13 protein-coding genes are annotated in these 16,699 nt (G+C 77.7%); 7 read left to right on the plus strand and 6 right to left on the minus strand.

Annotated elements, in window-relative coordinates; translation table 11 throughout:
- Nucleotides 1-5: 5 nt before the first annotated feature.
- Both mprF and ADEH_RS11700 read left to right on the plus strand, forming a co-directional pair.
- Nucleotides 6-2,540: a bifunctional lysylphosphatidylglycerol flippase/synthetase MprF gene (mprF, locus tag ADEH_RS11695; RefSeq protein ID WP_041453506.1), complete on the plus strand. Its 2,535-nt coding sequence runs from the start codon at nucleotides 6-8 to the stop codon at nucleotides 2,538-2,540.
- Nucleotides 2,537-3,904: a virulence factor family protein gene (locus tag ADEH_RS11700; RefSeq protein WP_011421310.1), complete on the plus strand. Its 1,368-nt coding sequence runs from the start codon at nucleotides 2,537-2,539 to the stop codon at nucleotides 3,902-3,904. The genes mprF and ADEH_RS11700 overlap by 4 nt, the downstream gene beginning before the upstream one ends.
- Here the strand turns inward: ADEH_RS11700 and ADEH_RS11705 are convergent.
- Entirely contained in the window at nucleotides 3,862-6,633 is a 2,772-nt protein-coding gene (locus ADEH_RS11705) for a cation-translocating P-type ATPase (RefSeq protein WP_011421311.1), read from the minus strand. The two genes, ADEH_RS11700 and ADEH_RS11705, sit on opposite strands and share 43 nt — an antisense overlap.
- A gap of 161 nt (nucleotides 6,634-6,794) precedes the next feature.
- Here ADEH_RS11705 and ADEH_RS11710 point away from each other — a divergent pair, with 161 nt between their 5' ends.
- Nucleotides 6,795-8,111: a 4Fe-4S dicluster domain-containing protein gene (locus ADEH_RS11710; protein ID WP_011421312.1), complete on the plus strand. Its 1,317-nt coding sequence runs from the start codon at nucleotides 6,795-6,797 to the stop codon at nucleotides 8,109-8,111.
- Nucleotides 8,112-8,123: 12 nt separating this feature from the next.
- Here ADEH_RS11710 and ADEH_RS11715 read toward each other — a convergent pair whose 3' ends face one another.
- Both ADEH_RS11715 and ADEH_RS11720 read right to left on the minus strand, forming a co-directional pair.
- A complete protein-coding gene (locus tag ADEH_RS11715; protein WP_011421313.1) occupies nucleotides 8,124-9,398 on the minus strand; it encodes an Hsp70 family protein in 1,275 nt (424 codons plus the stop codon).
- The gene (locus ADEH_RS11720) at nucleotides 9,395-10,354 is read right to left on the minus strand and encodes a DMT family transporter (protein ID WP_011421314.1); all 960 of its coding nucleotides are present in this window, start codon (nucleotides 10,352-10,354) and stop codon (nucleotides 9,395-9,397) included. The genes ADEH_RS11715 and ADEH_RS11720 overlap by 4 nt, the downstream gene beginning before the upstream one ends.
- A 106-nt stretch (nucleotides 10,355-10,460) precedes the next feature.
- Here ADEH_RS11720 and ADEH_RS11725 point away from each other — a divergent pair, with 106 nt between their 5' ends.
- Together ADEH_RS11725 and ADEH_RS11730 are read left to right on the plus strand one after the other, a co-directional pair.
- Complete coding sequence (locus tag ADEH_RS11725) at nucleotides 10,461-11,300, plus strand: isocitrate lyase/PEP mutase family protein (RefSeq protein WP_011421315.1); 840 nt, start codon at nucleotides 10,461-10,463, stop codon at nucleotides 11,298-11,300.
- A gap of 120 nt (nucleotides 11,301-11,420) precedes the next feature.
- Entirely contained in the window at nucleotides 11,421-11,657 is a 237-nt protein-coding gene (locus ADEH_RS11730; RefSeq protein WP_011421316.1) for a hypothetical protein, read from the plus strand.
- Nucleotides 11,658-11,714: 57 nt separating this feature from the next.
- Here the strand turns inward: ADEH_RS11730 and ADEH_RS11735 are convergent, their stop codons facing one another.
- From ADEH_RS11735 to ADEH_RS11745, 3 genes are all read right to left on the minus strand, one after another.
- Nucleotides 11,715-12,137 (minus strand): OsmC family protein, encoded by a 423-nt coding sequence (locus ADEH_RS11735; RefSeq protein ID WP_011421317.1) that lies wholly within the window; start codon nucleotides 12,135-12,137, stop codon nucleotides 11,715-11,717.
- A gap of 125 nt (nucleotides 12,138-12,262) precedes the next feature.
- Nucleotides 12,263-13,726: a hypothetical protein gene (locus tag ADEH_RS11740; protein WP_011421318.1), complete on the minus strand. Its 1,464-nt coding sequence runs from the start codon at nucleotides 13,724-13,726 to the stop codon at nucleotides 12,263-12,265.
- Between the two features lie 113 nt (nucleotides 13,727-13,839).
- Nucleotides 13,840-14,844 carry an AraC family transcriptional regulator gene (locus ADEH_RS11745; RefSeq protein WP_011421319.1) on the minus strand — a complete coding sequence of 335 codons (1,005 nt, stop codon included), beginning with the start codon at nucleotides 14,842-14,844 and terminating at the stop codon, nucleotides 13,840-13,842.
- A gap of 159 nt (nucleotides 14,845-15,003) precedes the next feature.
- Here ADEH_RS11745 and ADEH_RS11750 point away from each other — a divergent pair, with 159 nt between their 5' ends.
- Together ADEH_RS11750 and ADEH_RS11755 are read left to right on the plus strand one after the other, a co-directional pair.
- Nucleotides 15,004-15,864 (plus strand): class I SAM-dependent methyltransferase, encoded by an 861-nt coding sequence (locus tag ADEH_RS11750; protein WP_011421320.1) that lies wholly within the window; start codon nucleotides 15,004-15,006, stop codon nucleotides 15,862-15,864.
- A 208-nt stretch (nucleotides 15,865-16,072) separates the two neighbouring features.
- Entirely contained in the window at nucleotides 16,073-16,594 is a 522-nt protein-coding gene (locus ADEH_RS11755) for a hypothetical protein (protein ID WP_011421321.1), read from the plus strand.
- Nucleotides 16,595-16,699: the final 105 nt, after the last annotated feature.

Below are 16,699 nucleotides of genomic sequence, written 5' to 3' on the forward strand. Positions count from 1 at the left end.
GGAGGGTGACATGGCTCCGCCGCGCCGCGCTGGTGCTCCTCCCCGTCGCCCTGCTCGGCGCGGCCGCCTGGACGCTCCACGCCGAGCTGCGCGGCCTGCACCTGCACCAGGTGGAGCGCGAGCTCTCGGCGCTCCCGGCCGCCCTGCTCGCGCTCGCCGCGGGGCTCACCGCGCTCGACTACCTGCTGCTCTCCGCCTACGACGTGCTGGCGCTGCGCTACGCCGGGCGCCGCCTGCCGTACTCGCGGGTGGTCTTCACCTCGTTCGTCTCCTACGCGTTCGGCAACAACGTCGGGTTCGCGCTGCTCTCGTCCGGCTCGGTGCGGTTCCGCCTCTACTCTCAGTGGGGCCTGTCGGCGCTCGAGATCACGCGCGTGGTGGCGTTCACCGCCGCGCAGCTCTGGGCCGGCCTCCTGCCCATCGCCGGCGTGGCGCTGCTGTCCGGCCTCCCCGTGCCGCTCCCGGGGTGGGCGGCCCGCGCGCTGGGCGCCGCCGCGCTGGCGGTCACCGCGTCGTACGTGGTCGCCGCCGCCCGCGGCACGACGCTGTCGGTGAAGGGCGTCCGCTTCTCGCTGCCCTCGCTGCCGCTCACGCTCGCGCAGATCGCCGTCTCGGCCGCCGACTGGGCGCTGGCGGCGCTGGTGCTGCACGTGCTGCTCCCGGCCGGCTCGCCGCTCGGGTTCGTGCAGCTGCTCGGGCTGTTCGTGGCGGCGCAGGTGGTGGGCCTGGCCTCGCAGGTGCCGGGCGGCCTGGGCGTGTTCGAGTCGATCGTGCTCGCGGCGCTCACGCCCGCGGTGCCGGCGCCGGCGGTGGTGTCGAGCCTGGTGGCGTTCCGGCTCGTCTACTACGTGGCGCCGTTCCTGGTCGCCTTCGCCCTGCTCGCGACGCACGAGCTGCTGCTGCGCCGGGCCTGGCTCGGGCGGATCCTGCGCGGCGCGCACGCCTCGTTCGCGCCGGTGGTGCCGTGGCTGGCCGGCGGCGCCGCCCTGCTCGCCGGCACGGTGCTGCTCGTCTCGGGCGCCACCCCGGCCGAGGCGGAGCGGCTCCACCTGCTGCGCCGCGCGCTGCCGCTGCCGGTGCTGGAGGCGTCGCACCTCGTCGGCAGCCTGGTCGGGACGGCGCTGCTCCTCCTCGCCCGCGCGCTGGTCCGCCGCATCGACGCGGCCTGGGCCGTCGCCATCGGCCTGCTCGCCGCCGGCGCGGTGGCGTCGCTCGCGAAGGGGCTCGACTGGGAGGAGGCGACGCTGCTCCTCGCGCTGCTCGCGGCCATCGCCCCGTTCCACCGCCAGTTCTACCGGCGCAGCTCCATGCTCGAGGGCATCCCCTCCGCCGGCTGGGCGCTCGGGGTGGCGCTGCTGGTGGCCGGGTCGATCGTGATCGGCATCCTCTCCTACCGCCACGTGGAGTGGTCGCGGGACCTGTGGTTCACGTTCGCGTTCCACGGGGACGCGCCGCGGTTCCTGCGCGCCTCGGTGGCCGGCGTCTCGCTGCTGGTGCTGTTCGGCGTCGCCACGCTGCTCCGCCCCGCGCCGCCGGAGCCCCCGCGCACGGGCGCGGCGGAGCTGGACCGCGTGCGCCCGCTGGTGGACCGCGCGCCGGAGTCCTACGCGCACCTCGCGCTCACCGGCGACAAGTGCCTGCTGTTCTCCGAGGGCGACGCCGCGTTCCTCATGTACGCGGTGGAGGGCCGGAGCTGGATCGCCATGGGCGACCCGGTCGGCCCGGATCCAGCCGCCACCGAGCTGGCCTGGCGCTTCCGCGAGCTGTCGGACCGGCACGGCGGGTGGGCCTGCTTCTACCAGGTCGGGCCGGCCGCGCTGCCGCGCTACCTCGACCTGGGCCTCTCGCTCCTGAAGCTGGGCGAGGAGGCGGTGGTGCCGCTGGAGGGCTTCTCGCTGGAGGGGAGCACCCGCCGCGCCCTGCGGCAGGCGCATGCCCGGGCGGAGCGCGACGGCCTCTCCTTCGAGGTCGTGCCCGCGCCGGCGGTGCCCGGGCTCCTCCCCGACCTCGCCGCGGTCTCGGACGCGTGGCTGACCGAGAAGGGCGTGCGCGAGAAGGGCTTCTCCCTCGGGTCGTTCGACCCGCGCTACCTGGCGGAGGGGCCGGTCGCGCTCGTGCGCCTGGACGGCAAGATCGTGGGCTTCGCGAACGTGTGGGCCAGCGCGGCCCGCGTGGAGCTGTCGGTGGACCTCATGCGCTACCACCCCGCCGCGCCGCGCTCGACCATGGACTACCTGTTCACGTCGCTCATGCTGTGGGGAAGGACCGAGGGCTACCGCGCGTTCAACCTCGGCATGGCCCCGTTCTCCGGGTTCGAGCCGCGCCAGCTCGCGCCGCTGTGGACGCGGATGGGCGCCCGGCTCTACCGGCACGGCGAGAACTTCTACAACTTCCAGGGGCTCCGCGCGTACAAGGAGAAGTTCGCGCCGGAGTGGCGGCCGCGCTGGCTGGCCGCGCCCGGCGGGCTCCGCCTGCCCGCGATCCTCGCGAACCTGACCGCGCTCGTGTCGCGCGGCCTGAAGGGCGTGGTGACCCGATGATCCCTGCCGCGCTGGCGCTGGCCCTCGCCGCCGTCCCCGCCACCCTCGACGTCCCCGGGCTCGGCGCCGTGCCCGTCGCCGCGCCGCTCGGCGCGCCACAGCGGGCGATCCTGCTCGTCTCGGGCGCGGGCGGCCGCGACGCCGCGCTCGACGCCCTGGCGCGCGCGCTCGCCGCCCGCGGCGCGCTGGTCGCGACCGTGGATCTCCCCGCGTACCTGCGCTCGGTGCGCGAGGCGCGCTGCGCCTACCCGGCGGCGGATCTCGAGACGCTGGCCCAGCGCCTCCAGAAGCGCGCCGGCCTCGGCGCGTACCTCCGGCCCATGCCCGTCGGCGTCGGCCTGGGCGCGTCGCTCGCGTGGGCCGCGCTCGCCGAGGCGCCCGCGGGGACGTTCTCCGGCGCGGCGCTCATCGGCTTCTGCCCCTCCCGCCCGCTGCCGGTCCACCTCTGCCACGGCTCCGGCCCGCTGCCCGAGGCGACGCGGGGCGGCGAGGTCGTCCCGGCCGCCCCGCACCTGGAGCAGCCGCCCGCGATCCTCGAGGACGCCGCCGGGCCAGGCTGTCCGGCGGGCGAGGCGCAGGCGTTCGCGCGCCAGGTGCCGGCCGCCACCCTGGAGACGCTGCCCGCGGGCGCGGACGCGGAGGCCCGGGCCGAGGCGGTGACCGCCCGGGCGCGCGCGCACGAGGCGGCCGCGACCGCCGCCGCCCCGCCCCCGCCCGCCCCGCCACCTGCGAACGCGCCGCCGGTCTCGGACCTGCCGGTGGTCGAGAACCCGGCCTCCGGACCGGGCCGCCGGATGGCCGTGATGCTCACCGGCGACGGCGGCTGGGTCGGGCTCGACAAGGGGCTCGCGAAGGCGCTCGTCGCGGCCGGGGTGCCGGTGGCCGGCCTCGACTCGCTCAAGTACTTCTGGAGCGCCAAGACGCCGGAGCAGACCGCGTCGGACGTGGGCCGGATGATCGCGCACTACCGCGCGAAGTGGGGGCGCGACGAGGTGCTGCTCATCGGCTACTCGCGCGGCGCGGACATCGTCCCGTTCCTGCCGCCGCGCATGCCGCCCGCCGAGCGCGCCGCGGTGAAGCTGGTGGCGATGCTGGGCCCGGAGTCCTTCGCCGAGTTCGAGGTCCACGTGGTGGACCTGTTCACCTCGGTGCGCCGCGGCGCCGCCACCTCGACGCGGAAGGCCGTCGAGGCGCTGGACGGCTCGGTGCGGATCCTCTGCGTCCAGGGGGTCGAGGAGAAGGACAGCGTCTGCCCGCAGCTCGAGGGCCGGCCCGAGGTGCGCCGGCTGGTGCTGCCGGGCGCCCACCACTTCGACCGCGACTACCCGAAGCTCGCGCGACTGGTGCTCGAGGCGGCGCCGTAGGCGAGGCGGGCGGCGACCTTGCGCGCGTCGTCGAGGAGCACCATCGCGACCGGGCACAGCGCCAGCCACGGCCAGGCGGCGGCGGGCAGCGGCGCGGTCCCGAACAGCGCCTGGAGCGGCGGCAGGTAGACGATCGCGGCCAGCACCGCGAGCTCGACCGCCACGCCCCAGCGCAGCAGGCGGCTGCGGGGCACGCCGAGCCGCGCCACCGGGATCCGCTCCGAGCGGCACGCGAGCAGGTTGCCGACCTGGCAGCACACGATGGCGGCGAGCGCCGCCGAGGTGGCCTCGCGCTGCAGCGCCACCACCGGCGCCGGCGCCGCGTGGGCGAGCAGCGCCGGCGCGACGGCGCGCAGCTCGCCCAGCCCGTACCCGGCGGCGCGCCAGGCGGCGAAGAACGCGACCAGGCACGCCCCGGCCTCGGCCACGCCCAGGAACGCGTACGCCCGCGCCAGCAGGCCTGCGTCGAGCAGCTTCCCGGTGCGCGCGCGCGGCGGCACGTCCATGGCGCCCGGCTCCGGCGGCTCCGCCCCGAGCGCGAGCGCGGGGAGCAGGTCGGTGCCGAGGTCGATCGCGAGGATCTGGAGGATGCCGAGCGCGGGCGGGACGCGGAGCGCGACCATGGCCAGGAACGGCGCGATCTCCGGGACGTTCGAGGTGAGCACGTAGGCGAGGAACTTGCGGACGTTCGCGAGCGTGGCCCGCCCCTCCTCGATCGCCGCCACGATGGTGGAGAGGTCGTCGTCGAGGATCACCACGTCCGCCGCGGCGCGCGCCACGTCGGTGCCGCTGCGGCCCATGGCCACGCCCACGTGCGCGGCGTGGAGGGCGGGCGCGTCGTTCACCCCGTCGCCGGTGACCGCCACGACGTGGCCGAGCCGCTGGTACGCGTGCACGAGCCGCAGCTTCTGCTCCGGGGCGACGCGCGCGAACACCAGCCCGCCGCCGCCGGCGAGCAGCGCGTCGAGGTCGCCGTCCGGGAGCGCCTCCAGCTCGGGGCCGTCCACGGCGCGCCAGCCGGCGCCCCACAGCCCGACCTCGCGGGCCAGCGCGCAGGCGGTGAGCGGGTGATCCCCGGTGACCATCGTGACGGTGATCCCGGCGCGCCGGCAGGCCTCCAGCGCCGCCTCGACGCCCTCGCGCGGCGGGTCCTCGAGGCCGATCAGCCCGGCGAAGGCGAGCCCGGCCTCCAGCCGCTCCGGCGCCAGCGCGGCGAGCTCGTCGCCGCCCTCGCGCACGGCCAGCGCGACCAGGCGGAGCCCGCGCGCGGCGGCCGCGTCGTGCGCGGCCGCGATCCGGTGCCGGCTGGCCGCGTCGAGCGGCCGCGCGGCGCCGCCCGCCAGCACCCGGTCGCAGCGCTCGAGCACGGACGCCAGCGCACCCTTGGTGACCGCCAGGCACGGCGCCGCGCCGGGCGCGCCGGACGCCGGGTCGGCCCGCACCACCGCCGTCATGCGCTTGCGCCGCGGGTCGAACGGCGCCTCCGCCAGGCGCGGGCACGCGGCCCGGAGGCGCCCGGGGTCGAGGCCCGCCGCCGCGGCCGCCTCGAGGAGCGCGCGATCGAGCGGATCGCCGATGCTGACCCCGCCGCCGCCCGGCACGCTCCGCGCGTCGTTCGCGAGCGCCGAGGCGGCGAGCAGGCGCCGGGCGGGCCCGGGCTCGCGGGCGGCCGCCGGCGAGGCCTCGCCCCCGTCCGGCGTCCACAGCGCCCGGATCTCGAGCGCGTTGCGGGTGAGCGTCCCGGTCTTGTCGGTGCACAGCACGTCCACCGCCCCGAGCGTCTCGACCGCCGAGAGCCGCGACACCAGCACGCGGCGCCGGGCCATCCGCTGCACGTTCGCGGCGAGCGTGACGGTGATGGTGGGCAGGAGCCCCTCCGGCACGTTCGCCACCAGGATCCCGATGGCGAACAGCAGGCTCTCCTCGAGCCCCGCCCCGAGCAGGCGCAGGAGCACGAAGACCCCGACGCCCATGCCCACCGCGATGGCGGTGACCAGACGCACCACCCCGCCCACCTGCAGCTCGAGCGTGCTCGGGGCCCGCGGCGACGTGGTGGCCAGCCGCGCCACCCGGCCCAGCTCGGTCGCCGCGCCGGTCGCGAAGACCACCGCGCGGGCCCGGCCCGTCGCGACCGTCGCGCCCGCGAGCGCCAGGCAGGGCAGCGCCGCGGCCGCGAGCTCGCCGACGCGCGGGCGCGGGTCGCGGTCCACCGGAAGCGACTCGCCGGTGAGCAGCGACACGTCGAGCCGGAACAGCGCCGCCTCGACGAGGCGCGCGTCGGCCGGGACGCGGTCGCCCTCCTCCAGCGCGAGCACGTCCCCCACCACCACCTCGCGCGCGTCCACCTCCAGGAGGTGCCCGCCGCGCACCAGCCGGGCCCGCGCCGGCACCAGCGCCTCGAGCGCCTCGAGCGCGTGCTCCGCCCGCCGCTCCTGCCAGAAGCCGAACACGCCGTTCAGCGCGATCACCAGGAAGACCGCCCAGGCCAGCTGCGGCATCCGCGAGACGAGCGCCAGCGCCCCGGCGGCCCAGAGCAGGAGCGCCATGGGGTGCGCGATCTGCGCGAGCGCCCGGCGCAGCGCCGGCCGGCGACGCCGCCGCGGCAGCGCGTTCGGGCCGGCCTCGCGCAGGCGCCGGGCGGCCTCCGCGGGGTCGAGCCCGTCGGGCGCGCTGCCGAGCGCGGCGTGGACCGAGGCGATGGGGAGCGCCGCGACCTCCCGCCGATCCATGGCGGCAGTGTAGGCTCGGGCGAGCCCCCGTCCGGCTCCTGCCGCTCGGGGCTGCGCCGCGGTGCGCAGGATGCGCCGACCTCGTCCGCTCGGGCGGCCCCGTCGGCCCTCCTGCCCGGCGGCGGCGCCGTACGCCGATGCTGCCGCGGGAGGGACGCGCCATGGGACACCTCGTCGGCAAGGACCTGTACCGCGGGCTGGGCGCCAAGGTGGACGGGCTCAGCGTGCGCGCGCCCTGGAACGCGGCGCTGTTCGGGATCCTGAAGGAGCTCTACTCCGAGGCCGAGGCGGAGCTGGTGGTGAAGATGCCGTACGGGCTCGCGCCGCTGGAGCGGATCGCGCGGGTGACCGGCCTCGCCCCCGACGACGTGCGGCGCCGGCTCGACACGCTGTGTCCGCGGGGCCTCGTGATGGACCTCGAGGTGCGGGGACGGACCTGGTACGCGCCGTCGCCGATGGCCATCGGGATCTTCGAGTACACGATGATGCGCACCGGCGGCGCGACCGAGGGCGATCACGCGCGGTGGGCGAAGCTGTTCAACGCGTACATGGAGGACGGCGCCTTCTACCGCGCGAACTTCGGCGGCGGGCAGCGCGTGTCGCTCATGCGCGCGGTCCCGCACGACGGCGCGGTGCGACCCGAGGAGTACGTCGAGGTCCTGGACCACGAGAAGGCGGTCGCGATGGTGGAGTCGGCGCGCCGCCTCGCGATCGGCACCTGCTCCTGCCGGCACGAGAAGTCCCACCTCGGCGAGCAGCGGTGCGCCGCGCCGCTCGACACCTGCTCCTCGTTCGACCAGGGCGCCGACTACCTCATCCGCCACGGCTTCGCCCGCGAGGTGTCGCGCGCCGAGATGCTGGACAACCTGGCCCGCTCCCGCGCGCTCGGCCTGGTCCTCAACGCCGACAACGTGCGCCGCGGCGCCACGTTCATGTGCCACTGCTGCGGCTGCTGCTGCAACATGCTGCTCGGCGTCACGCGCCACGGGTATCCGAACGCGGTGGTGACCTCGAGCTACGTCGCGGCCTCCGACCGCGAGCGCTGCCTGGGCTGCGGCAAGTGCTCGAAGAAGTGCCCGGTCGGCGCCATCCCGCGCGTGCCGGATCCCGACCCGCGGTTCCGCAAGCACGGCCGCCCGCAGGTGGACGAGGCGCGCTGCCTGGGGTGCGGCGTGTGCACGCTGACGTGCAACCCGGGCGCGATGAAGCTCCACCACCGAACCCAGCGCGTGCTGCACCCCGAGGACCTGCTCGAGCGGCTCATCCTGCAGTGCCTCGAGCGCGGCACGCTGCAGAACCAGCTCTTCGACGACCCCGGCAGCAAGTCCCAGGCGTTCCTGCGCGCGCTGGTGGGCGGGTTCCTCCGGCTGCCGCCGGTGAAGCAGGCGCTCATGAGCGACGCGCTCCGCTCGCGGTTCCTCGCCGGCGTGAAGGCGGCGGCGGGGAAGCGCGCGCCGAAGGAGATCGTCGAGGCGTGAGCGGGGCCGAGCTCAGCCCCGCGCCACCGCCTGCGCCTCGCGGGCGAGCCCCTCCACCACCGAGTGGAACCCCTTGAACTGCTCCATGCGCGCGGCGGGGAAGCGGCGGCGGATCTCCTCGGCGAGGCGCGGGACCCGGGCGGTGCCGCCGGTGCAGCAGACGGCCCCGATCTCCTCCGCCGCGACGCCGGCCCGGCGCACCGTCTCGTCCAGGCAGGCCAGGATCGCGTCCACCTCGCGCCGGCAGGCCTTCTCGAAGCCGGCGCGGGTCACCGGCTCGCGCACCTCGATGCCGGGGTGCGACAGCTCCACCCGCGCGCGGGCGGCGCCCGACAGCTCGCGCTTGGCGCGCTCGATGGCCTCGAACACCTGGAAGCCGAGCGTCTCCTCGACCATGACCGTGAGCTGGTCCATGCGCCGCCGGTCCTCGTCGGAGAGCGACCAGCGGCGCACGTCGGCGAGGAAGCTCGCCACGTCGCGCCGCTGCAGGATCGACAGGTGCGCGGGGGAGCAGAGGTGCTGCACGATCCCCTGCGGCATGCGGAGCACGTTCTTGCCGAACGGGACCCGGTACAGGACCTCCGCCCCGAAGTGCCGCGCCACCCGGTCGCGCATGATCGACGCGTCGAGCGCGTCGCCCGCCACCGCCACCCCGCCCACGGCGAGCACGTCCTCCCGGGCGAGGGCGCGCGGCCCCACGCGGAGCACGGTGAAGTCCGAGGTGCCGCCGCCGAAGTCGCCGATGAGCGCCAGCTCCTCGCGCTCCGCGGCGGCGCCGAACGCGCGCGCCGCCGCCACCGGCTCCGGCAGGAAGCGCACCTCCTCGAAGCCGGCCAGCTCCGCGGCCCGGCGCAGCCGCGCCTCCGCGAACGCGTCGTCCTCGCCGTCGAAGTGCACCGGGCGGCCGAGCAGCGCCCGCCGCACCTCGACGCCGTAGTGCGCGTCGGCGCGCTCGCGCATCCGGCGCAGCACCGCCGCGACCAGTTCCTCTGCGGTGAGCATCCGGCCGCGGATGACCGTGCCACGGAACGAGCGCGTGCCGAGGTGGTGCTTGATCGAGCGGAGGAGCCGGGCCTCGCCCCCGTGCTCCACGAACTGCCGGATCGCCTCCACCCCCACGTGGACGCCCCCCTCGTCGGGGAAGCAGACGATGCTGCGCAGGACGGTCGGATCCGGCGCGTCCGGGTCGAGCGGCGCGGGGTCGAACGTGCGATCGGCGCAGGCCGCGGCCAGCAGCGAGTTGCTGGTGCCGAAGTCGATCGCGTAGTGGGTGGGCCGGCTGCTCATCGGGGCGGGCGTTCTACCGCGGACCCGGCGCGCGAGGAAAGTGCCCTCGTGAACGCTCCCCCTCGAGCCGCCGGCGCGATCGCCAGCGCCACGCCGGCGAGGATGGCGGTCCCGGCCGCGAGCAGCCGCGGGGTGATCGCCTCGCCGAGCAGGCCGGCCGCGGCCAGCGGCACCATCGCCGGGACGGCGAGCTGCACCGCCGCGGCGCGCGCCGCGCCGAGCGCCGGCACGACCGTGTACCAGAGCACGTAGCCCACGCCGGAGGCGACCGCTCCGGAGGCGGCGGCGAGCGCGGCCCCGCGCGCCGTCAGGTGCAGGGTCCCGGCCGAGGCGATCACGAGGCAGAGCGCCAGCGGGACCGCCAGCGCGAAGTTCGCGGCGGTGGCGCCGGCGGGATCGCGGACCCCGCGCCCGCGCAAGGTGTAGGCGCCCCATGCGACGCCGGCCGCCAGCATGAGCGCCGCCCCCCGCGCATCCGGCGCGTGCGCGCCCGGGAGCGTGAGCCAGCCGAGGCCGGCGAGCGCCACCGCCAGGCCCGCCCACTGCCGCCGCGTCGGGCGGGCGCCGCGGAGCACGCTCCAGCCGATCATGGAGGCCTGCACCGCGAAGAACAGCAGGAACGCGCCCGGGCCCGCGTCGATCCGCCGGTAGGCGAGCGAGAACGCGGCGGCGTACGCGAAGAGCGCCAGCGCCGACCCGGCGCTCCCGCCCCGCGGCCTCGCCCGGCGCGACGCGAGCGCGAGCCCCCCGAGCGCGGCCGCGCCGGAGGCGAGCCGGATCGCGGTGAACGTCGCGGGGTCGGCGAGGCCCGGGCGCAGCGCGGCGCGGGCCAGGAGCGAGTTCGCGGCGAAGAAGCCGAGGGTGAGGAGCGTGAGCGCGGCGAGCCGCCCGCGGCCGGGCGCGGCCGGCGCCGCGTCCGGCACGAGGGGGACCGGGCGTGCCGGGCTGCCGTCCATCCGCGCTCCTTCCGAGTCCGACGCTCGCAGTAGCGAACCGCGTGCGTCCGGCGCAAGGCTCCCCCGGGGCCGGGCCGCGGCCGGCGAGGCCGGCTACGCTCCCGGCATGACCTCGACGGACGAGAAGCGCCGCGCGTTCCGCGCGCTCCACCAGGACGGCTGCTTCGTGCTGCCCAACCCGTGGGACGCCGGCACCGCCCGGGCGCTGCAGCGCGCCGGCTTCCGGGCGCTCGCCACCACCAGCGCCGGGTTCGCGTTCTCGCGCGGCCTGCCCGACGGCGCGGTGGGCTGCCAGGAGATGCTCGCGCACGTTCGCGAGCTGGTCGCCGCCACGCCGCTGCCGGTGAACGCGGACCTCGAGGACGGCTACGGCGCGACCGCGGAGGAGGTCGCGGCGAACGTGCGGGCGTGCGTGGACGCCGGGGTGGCCGGGCTCTCCATCGAGGACGCCACCGGGGATCCCGCGGCGCCGCTGTACCCCGCCGACGAGGCCGTCGCGCGCCTGCGCGCGGCGCGGCGGGCCATCGACGCGGCCGGCGGCGGCGTGGTGCTCACCGGCCGGAGCGAGGGCTTCGTCGCGGGGCGCCCCGATCTCGCCGAGACCATCCGCCGGCTGGTGGCCTACGCGGAGGCCGGGGCCGACTGCCTGTACGCGCCCGGCCTCACCGCGCGCGACCAGGTCGCGGCGGTGGTCCGGGCGGTCGCGCCGAGGCCGGTGAACGTCCTCGCCGGCGGTCCGGCGTTCACCGTCGCGGAGCTGGCCGCGCTCGGCGTCCGGCGCGTCAGCGTCGGCTCCGCGCTCGCGCGCGCCGCGTGGGGCGCGTTCCTGGAGGCCTCGCGGGAGATCGCCGAGCGCGGCACGTTCGAGCGCCTCGGCGACGCGCCGGGATACGCCGCGCTGAACGCGCTGCTGCGGCCGGACGCCGCGCAGGGGCACGGCGCGTGAGCATCAGCTTGCTTCGCGCCGCACGATCCAGTCCATAACCGGCGCTGATGGCACATCCGTTCTTGCGCGTTCCGGGCCTGCCGGTTCGCGGGCATGTTGCCGACCATCCAAGGAGGCCACATGCACCACCTCACCGCAGCCCAGGCCGTCAAGGGAACCTTCGCGTGGGCCGTCCTCGCCACGCTCGTCCCGCTGTTCGGCATCGTCCTCATCCCGATCCTGACGATCGCGGCGATCTGCCGCGGGATCGCCATCGCGGGCGCCGCGCTCGCATCGCTCGTTCGCACGACGCCCAGCCCCTGGTCCACCGTGGCCGCGCGCGGCCCGATGGCCCGCAGCGGCAACCCGGCGGCCTAGTCGGAGCGGCGGCGCGGGGAGCTCGCCGCGCCGCCGCACGCGCGTTCGCGCGCGCGCTCAGGCCGTGGTGCGCCGCACGCTCGCCTCGCCGAGCTGGACCGCGGCGCCCCGCCGGAGCGTGCAGGGGATCTCCGCGATGCGATCCACCCGCGCGACCAGCTCCGCGAGCTGCGCCTCGCTCGCGTCGCCCGCGACCTCGACGTCGTAGCGGATCCCGGTGGAGACCGCGGGATCGCCGGCGAAGTCGCCGCGGACGCTGACCCGCACCGAGTCGAGGCGGATCCCGGCCGCGAGCGCCTCCCGGAACAGGTCGTTGGAGACGCAGCCCGCGATCGCCAGGTGCAGCAGCTCCCCCCCGTTGAACCCGAGCCCTCCCCCGCCCGCAGCCTCCGGCCGGTCGATCACGACCGCGTGCCCGCCCGCGCTGCCGAGGGCCGTGACGCGCCCTTGCAGGCTGCGGGTCTCCACCTCGAACGCCATGCCGTTCCCCCTCGCTGGCGCGATCCCTCGCCGGCCGCGGTCGCGCCGCGCGGGGGTTCTCCTAGCGTGAGGGCCTTCCGCCCGCCGCCCGCGCCCCGCGTCCCACACGGGCGCCGCGCCGCCGGTCAGGCGACGCGAGCCGGCGCCGGCGCGTCCAAACGCGGGGCCGGAGCCCGCGCGGCCGCCTCGCGCCACCCGGCGTTCCGCGCGTGCATCGCGGCGAGCACGCCGACCATCCGCTCCATGACCGCCTCCGGCTCGGAGCCCCCGCCGGCGGCCTCGTACACCGCGGCCGCGACCACGTGCGCGGCGTAGGCGCCGGCGCCGTACGCGCGGCCGGCGCGGCCCGGGCCGGAGCGCCCGCCGCGCCCCGACACCGCCTCGCGCAGGTCCGCCACCACCGCCTCGTCGCGGTCGCGCCAGTCCTGGATCTGCTGCAGCGCCCGCCCCTCCAGCGCCGGCAGCCGCGTGCGCGCGATGGCCTGCGCCACGAGCGCGGCGGACGCCTTCACCGCCGCAGGCGCCACCTCGGTCTTCCCCAGCCACACGCGCCCGAGATCGCGATCCGCCTCCGCCACCAGCCGTTCGGCCCACCTGCCCGCGCCCTCGAAGGACAGGAGCCGAACGGTCTCGGCCGCGAGGTACGCGCGCGCGATGTCGGCCGGGTGCGGGTCCTCCGCGCGGCCCACGTTCCGGAGCGCGGCCCGGCCGTGCGCCGCCGCGTTCATCGCGCGGAAGTAGCCGACCAGCCCCACCGCCGCGGCCGGCCCCATGTTCAGGACGCCGAGGACGTCGGCCGCGGTCTCGTCGATCCGCTCGGCCCAGTAGCCGGCGACCTCCGGCGCCATCCCGGCGCCGAGCAGCCGCTCGCGCACCGCCCCCGCCAGCTGGGCGCGGAGCCCGACGTCGGCCTCGAGGACGTCGTGCCCCGCGGTCTCGTGCGCGAGCGCCGGCCAGGCGAGCAGGCCCGCCGAGGCGTTCGCGGCCGGCAGGCTCACCACGGCCGCCTTCACGCCGACCGCCGCGGTGGCCGTCGCGGGCCAGGTGTACGGCCCGGTCTCGGCGCTGCCCCACCGGACGAGCGGCGGGACCACGCCGTGGTCCGGCGGCTTCACGCCGCGGCGGTCCTCGGCGGAGAGGAAGCCCTCGTACAGATCGCTCACCACCTCCTGGAACGCCGCGGTGGCGCGGGCCCGGTGGCCCTCTCCGCGCTGCAGGACCGCCTGGGCGACGTCGAGCAGCAGCCGCGCGCCGGCCTGGCGATCCGGGTCCTCGCGGAGCAGGCGCGCAAAGCCGCCCGGGCCGAGCTGGTCCAGGGTCCGGAGGAGCGGCTCGGCCACCGCGCGCCGGTAGGCGGCCGGCAGGCCTGCGCTCGCCTTCGCGAGCCGGGCGCGGAGCGCCGCGAACGTGGCCGGGTCGGGCGGGCCGCCGGCGCCGGAGAGCGCGGCGGCGCGCGCCTCCTCGACGGCCGCGGGCAGGCCGGCGAGCGCGACGGGATCGGGCCGGACCGGCGTCGCGACCGCGCCGACGGGCGCGGTGGCGGAAAGGGAAAGCGGGAGCGGCGAAGCGGACGCGGTTCCGACGAGCATGTGCACCCTCCGTGGTGGGGACGGGCGCAGATGCCACGGGCGTGCCGGGCGAACGGGCGCGGGATCTCGCGCGAGGCGCGCGCAAGGCGGTCGCGGCGCGGACGGATCGGCGGCTACGCGGCCGGGCCCGGGCGACCGTCGGGCCGCGGGGCGGCGCGCCGCCGGCGCCAGGTGGCGGGCGGCTCGCCGACGCACTTCTTGAAGGCGCGGTTGAACGCGGCCTCGGAGGCGTAGCCCACCTGCGCGGCGATGGAGGCCACCCCCTCGCGCGTGGTGGCGAGCAGCCCGGCCGCGACCTGCATCCGCCACCGCGCGAGGTACTGCATGGGCGGCTCGCCGACGAGCGCCGCGAACCGCTCCGCCAGCGACGACCGGGCCAGCCCGGCGGCGCGCGCCAGCCGCTCCAGCGACCAGGGATCCGCGGGGCGCGCGTGGAGCGCCGCCAGGGCCCGGCTCACGTGCGGATCCGAGAGCGCCGCCAGCCACCCGGCGCGGCCGGGCGGGAGCGCCTCCAGGTGCCGCCGCACCATCTCCAGGAACATCAGCTCCGCGAGCCGGCTCAGGACGCCCTCGCCGCCCGGCCCCGGCGCCCTCGCCTCCGCCTCGGCCACCTCGAGGAAGCGCGTCAGCCAGCCGCGGCGCGGGCCGTCCCGGTCGCTCGCGCGCAGCACGCGCGGCAGGGAGGCGAGCAGCGGGTTGAACGGGCGCGCGTCGCACCCGAAGAAGCCGCACAGCACCTCGGTCTCGGAGGGCCCGGCGCCGACCCGCACCAGGAACGGCCGCGGCGCGCTCCGCGCCAGCCCGTACGGCGCGAGCTCCGGCGGGCCGCCGCGAAGGCCGGCCGCGCTCGACAGCACGTGCGCGTCGCCGTGCGGGAAGCAGATCACGTCGCCCGCCTCCAGCGCGACCGGCTGCTCGCCCACGATCCCGGCCAGGCAGCGACCGCGCGCCACCGCGTGGAACTCGATGACGTGGTCCGCGCCGGGCATCACCTGCGCTGCGATCGCGCGGGACGGCGGCGCCTCGGCGGCCCAGGGCGGCGCGCCCTCGACGCGAAAGAACACCGAGCCGGTGAGGCGCACCGAGGTCAGCACGTCGGCCAGCGGATCCGCGCCCATCGAGCCCCCCTCGTGATGCTCCGTGGGCCGGCAGGCCCCGGTCAGGTCGCGGACGGACGGGCAACGAACACGGCGGGGCGAGCAGGTCCGGACCGGCCCGGGTTTCCTAGATCCCGCGCGGCATCCACGCCACCCGACCTGAACCCAAGGAGCCCGCACATGAACGGCACCGCTTCCCCCTCCCCCATCCCCACGACGCCCGCCATGCCGCCCCCGGGCCTCGACCTCGCCGCGGTGAAGGCCCGGCAGCAGTCCACCTGGAGCTCGGGCGACTACGCGGTGATCGGCACGACGCTGCAGATCGTCGGCGAGACGCTCTGCGAGGCGGCCGCGGTGTCCGCCGGCGAGCGCGTGCTCGACGTGGCCTGCGGCAACGGCAACGCCGCGCTCGCGGCCGCGCGCCGCTTCGCGCGCGTGACCGGCGTCGATTACGTCCCCACGCTGCTCGAGCGGGCCGGCGCCCGCGCCGCCGCCGACGGCCTGCCGCTGGAGCTGCGCGAGGGCGACGCCGAGGCGCTCCCGTTCGAGGCCGGCGCGTTCGACGTCGTGCTCTCGACGTTCGGCGTGATGTTCACGCCCGACCAGGCGCGCGCCGCCGGCGAGCTGCTCCGCGTGTGCCGGTCCGGCGGCCGCATCGCGCTCGCGTCCTGGACGCCGGACGGCTTCATCGGGAAGGTCTTCCAGGTGGTGGGCCGGCACGTCCCGCCGCCCCCCGGCCTCAGGCCGCCCGCCGCGTGGGGCACCGAGGCGCGCCTCCACGAGCTCTTCGTCCCCGGCGCCCGCGAGGTCCGCGCGCAGCGCCGCGAGTACGCGTTCCGCTACCGCTCGGCGGCGCACTGGGTGGAGGTGTTCCGCACCTGGTACGGCCCCATCCACCGCGCGTTCGCGGCGCTCCCCGCCGAGGCGCGGCCCGCGCTGGAGCGCGACCTGCTCGCGCTGCTCGGGGAGGCGAACACCGCGACCGACGGCACGCTCGTGGTGCCGGGCACGTACCTCGAGGCCGTGATCGTCCGGGCGTAGCGCCGCGGCGCGGCCGGCGTCCGCCGCCCCCACGACGCCAGGCGCCTGACGCCACGCGCGCGCGGAGCCGCGCCGGGGCCTCGGGGTGGCGCCCGACCCCGCGCGGCGACCCGCGCACGCGCGCGGCGCCCAGGCCTCCGCGGCGCGCGCGCCCGCGGCACATCGGGTGCAACCGCCCTCCTCGACAGCGTCACTCAACGGAGGGTGAATGACCGCAACTCGATCGAGCCGCCTCGCCGCCCTGACCTCCCGCACCGCGCTCCCGCCCGCGGCGGCCGCCGCGCTCCTGTGCGCCGCCGCCGCGCTGCCGCTGCGGGCCGCGGCCGGATGGGAGGCGGAGCCGACGCGGTGGGAGGAGCTCCACTCGCCGCTCGCGGACGCGCCCGTCGAGGCCTGCGTCGCGTGCCACGAGGAGGCGTTCATGCCGCACGGGAACCACCCGGTCGGCGTCGCCTACGCGCCCGACGCCTGGTCCTCGCTGCGGCCTCGCGCCGAGGTGGAGCGCCGCGGCGTGGCGCTCCCGGACGGCCGCGTGCACTGCTGGAGCTGCCACGCGCTGCGCTCGCGCTGGCGCTACCACCTGGCCATCCCCGACGGCGCGCCGACGCGTCCGCGCGTCGTCGCCGGCGACCCGTCCACGTACGAGGACACCTCGCGCGCGCCGCTCCCCGCCGGCGCCGACGTGAGCCCGAAGCCGCTCTGCCAGGCCTGCCACACGTACGGCGACTGACCGGGCGCGGCGCCGCGCCTCGACCCCTCGCGCCTGGAGGGGCCCGGCCATTCGCCCGGCTCGCGCTCCGCATCTGCGCGGGAGCCCGTCGGGCCCGCCTGCGGT

The organism is Anaeromyxobacter dehalogenans 2CP-C, assembly GCF_000013385.1.
GTDB lineage: Bacteria > Myxococcota > Myxococcia > Myxococcales > Anaeromyxobacteraceae > Anaeromyxobacter > Anaeromyxobacter dehalogenans_B.

Coding starts and splice junctions, on each gene's coding strand:
- ADEH_RS11720 (WP_011421314.1), bottom strand. CDS start 10,354: ATGGACGGCAGCCCGGCACGCCCGGTCCCCCTCGTGCCGGACGCGGCG.
- ADEH_RS11710 (WP_011421312.1), top strand. CDS start 6,795: ATGGGACACCTCGTCGGCAAGGACCTGTACCGCGGGCTGGGCGCCAAG.
- ADEH_RS11725 (WP_011421315.1), top strand. CDS start 10,461: ATGACCTCGACGGACGAGAAGCGCCGCGCGTTCCGCGCGCTCCACCAG.
- ADEH_RS11705 (WP_011421311.1), bottom strand. CDS start 6,633: ATGGATCGGCGGGAGGTCGCGGCGCTCCCCATCGCCTCGGTCCACGCC.
- ADEH_RS11700 (WP_011421310.1), top strand. CDS start 2,537: ATGATCCCTGCCGCGCTGGCGCTGGCCCTCGCCGCCGTCCCCGCCACC.
- ADEH_RS11755 (WP_011421321.1), top strand. CDS start 16,073: ATGACCGCAACTCGATCGAGCCGCCTCGCCGCCCTGACCTCCCGCACC.
- ADEH_RS11715 (WP_011421313.1), bottom strand. CDS start 9,398: ATGAGCAGCCGGCCCACCCACTACGCGATCGACTTCGGCACCAGCAAC.
- ADEH_RS11730 (WP_011421316.1), top strand. CDS start 11,421: ATGCACCACCTCACCGCAGCCCAGGCCGTCAAGGGAACCTTCGCGTGG.
- ADEH_RS11735 (WP_011421317.1), bottom strand. CDS start 12,137: ATGGCGTTCGAGGTGGAGACCCGCAGCCTGCAAGGGCGCGTCACGGCC.
- ADEH_RS11750 (WP_011421320.1), top strand. CDS start 15,004: ATGAACGGCACCGCTTCCCCCTCCCCCATCCCCACGACGCCCGCCATG.
- ADEH_RS11745 (WP_011421319.1), bottom strand. CDS start 14,844: ATGGGCGCGGATCCGCTGGCCGACGTGCTGACCTCGGTGCGCCTCACC.
- ADEH_RS11740 (WP_011421318.1), bottom strand. CDS start 13,726: ATGCTCGTCGGAACCGCGTCCGCTTCGCCGCTCCCGCTTTCCCTTTCC.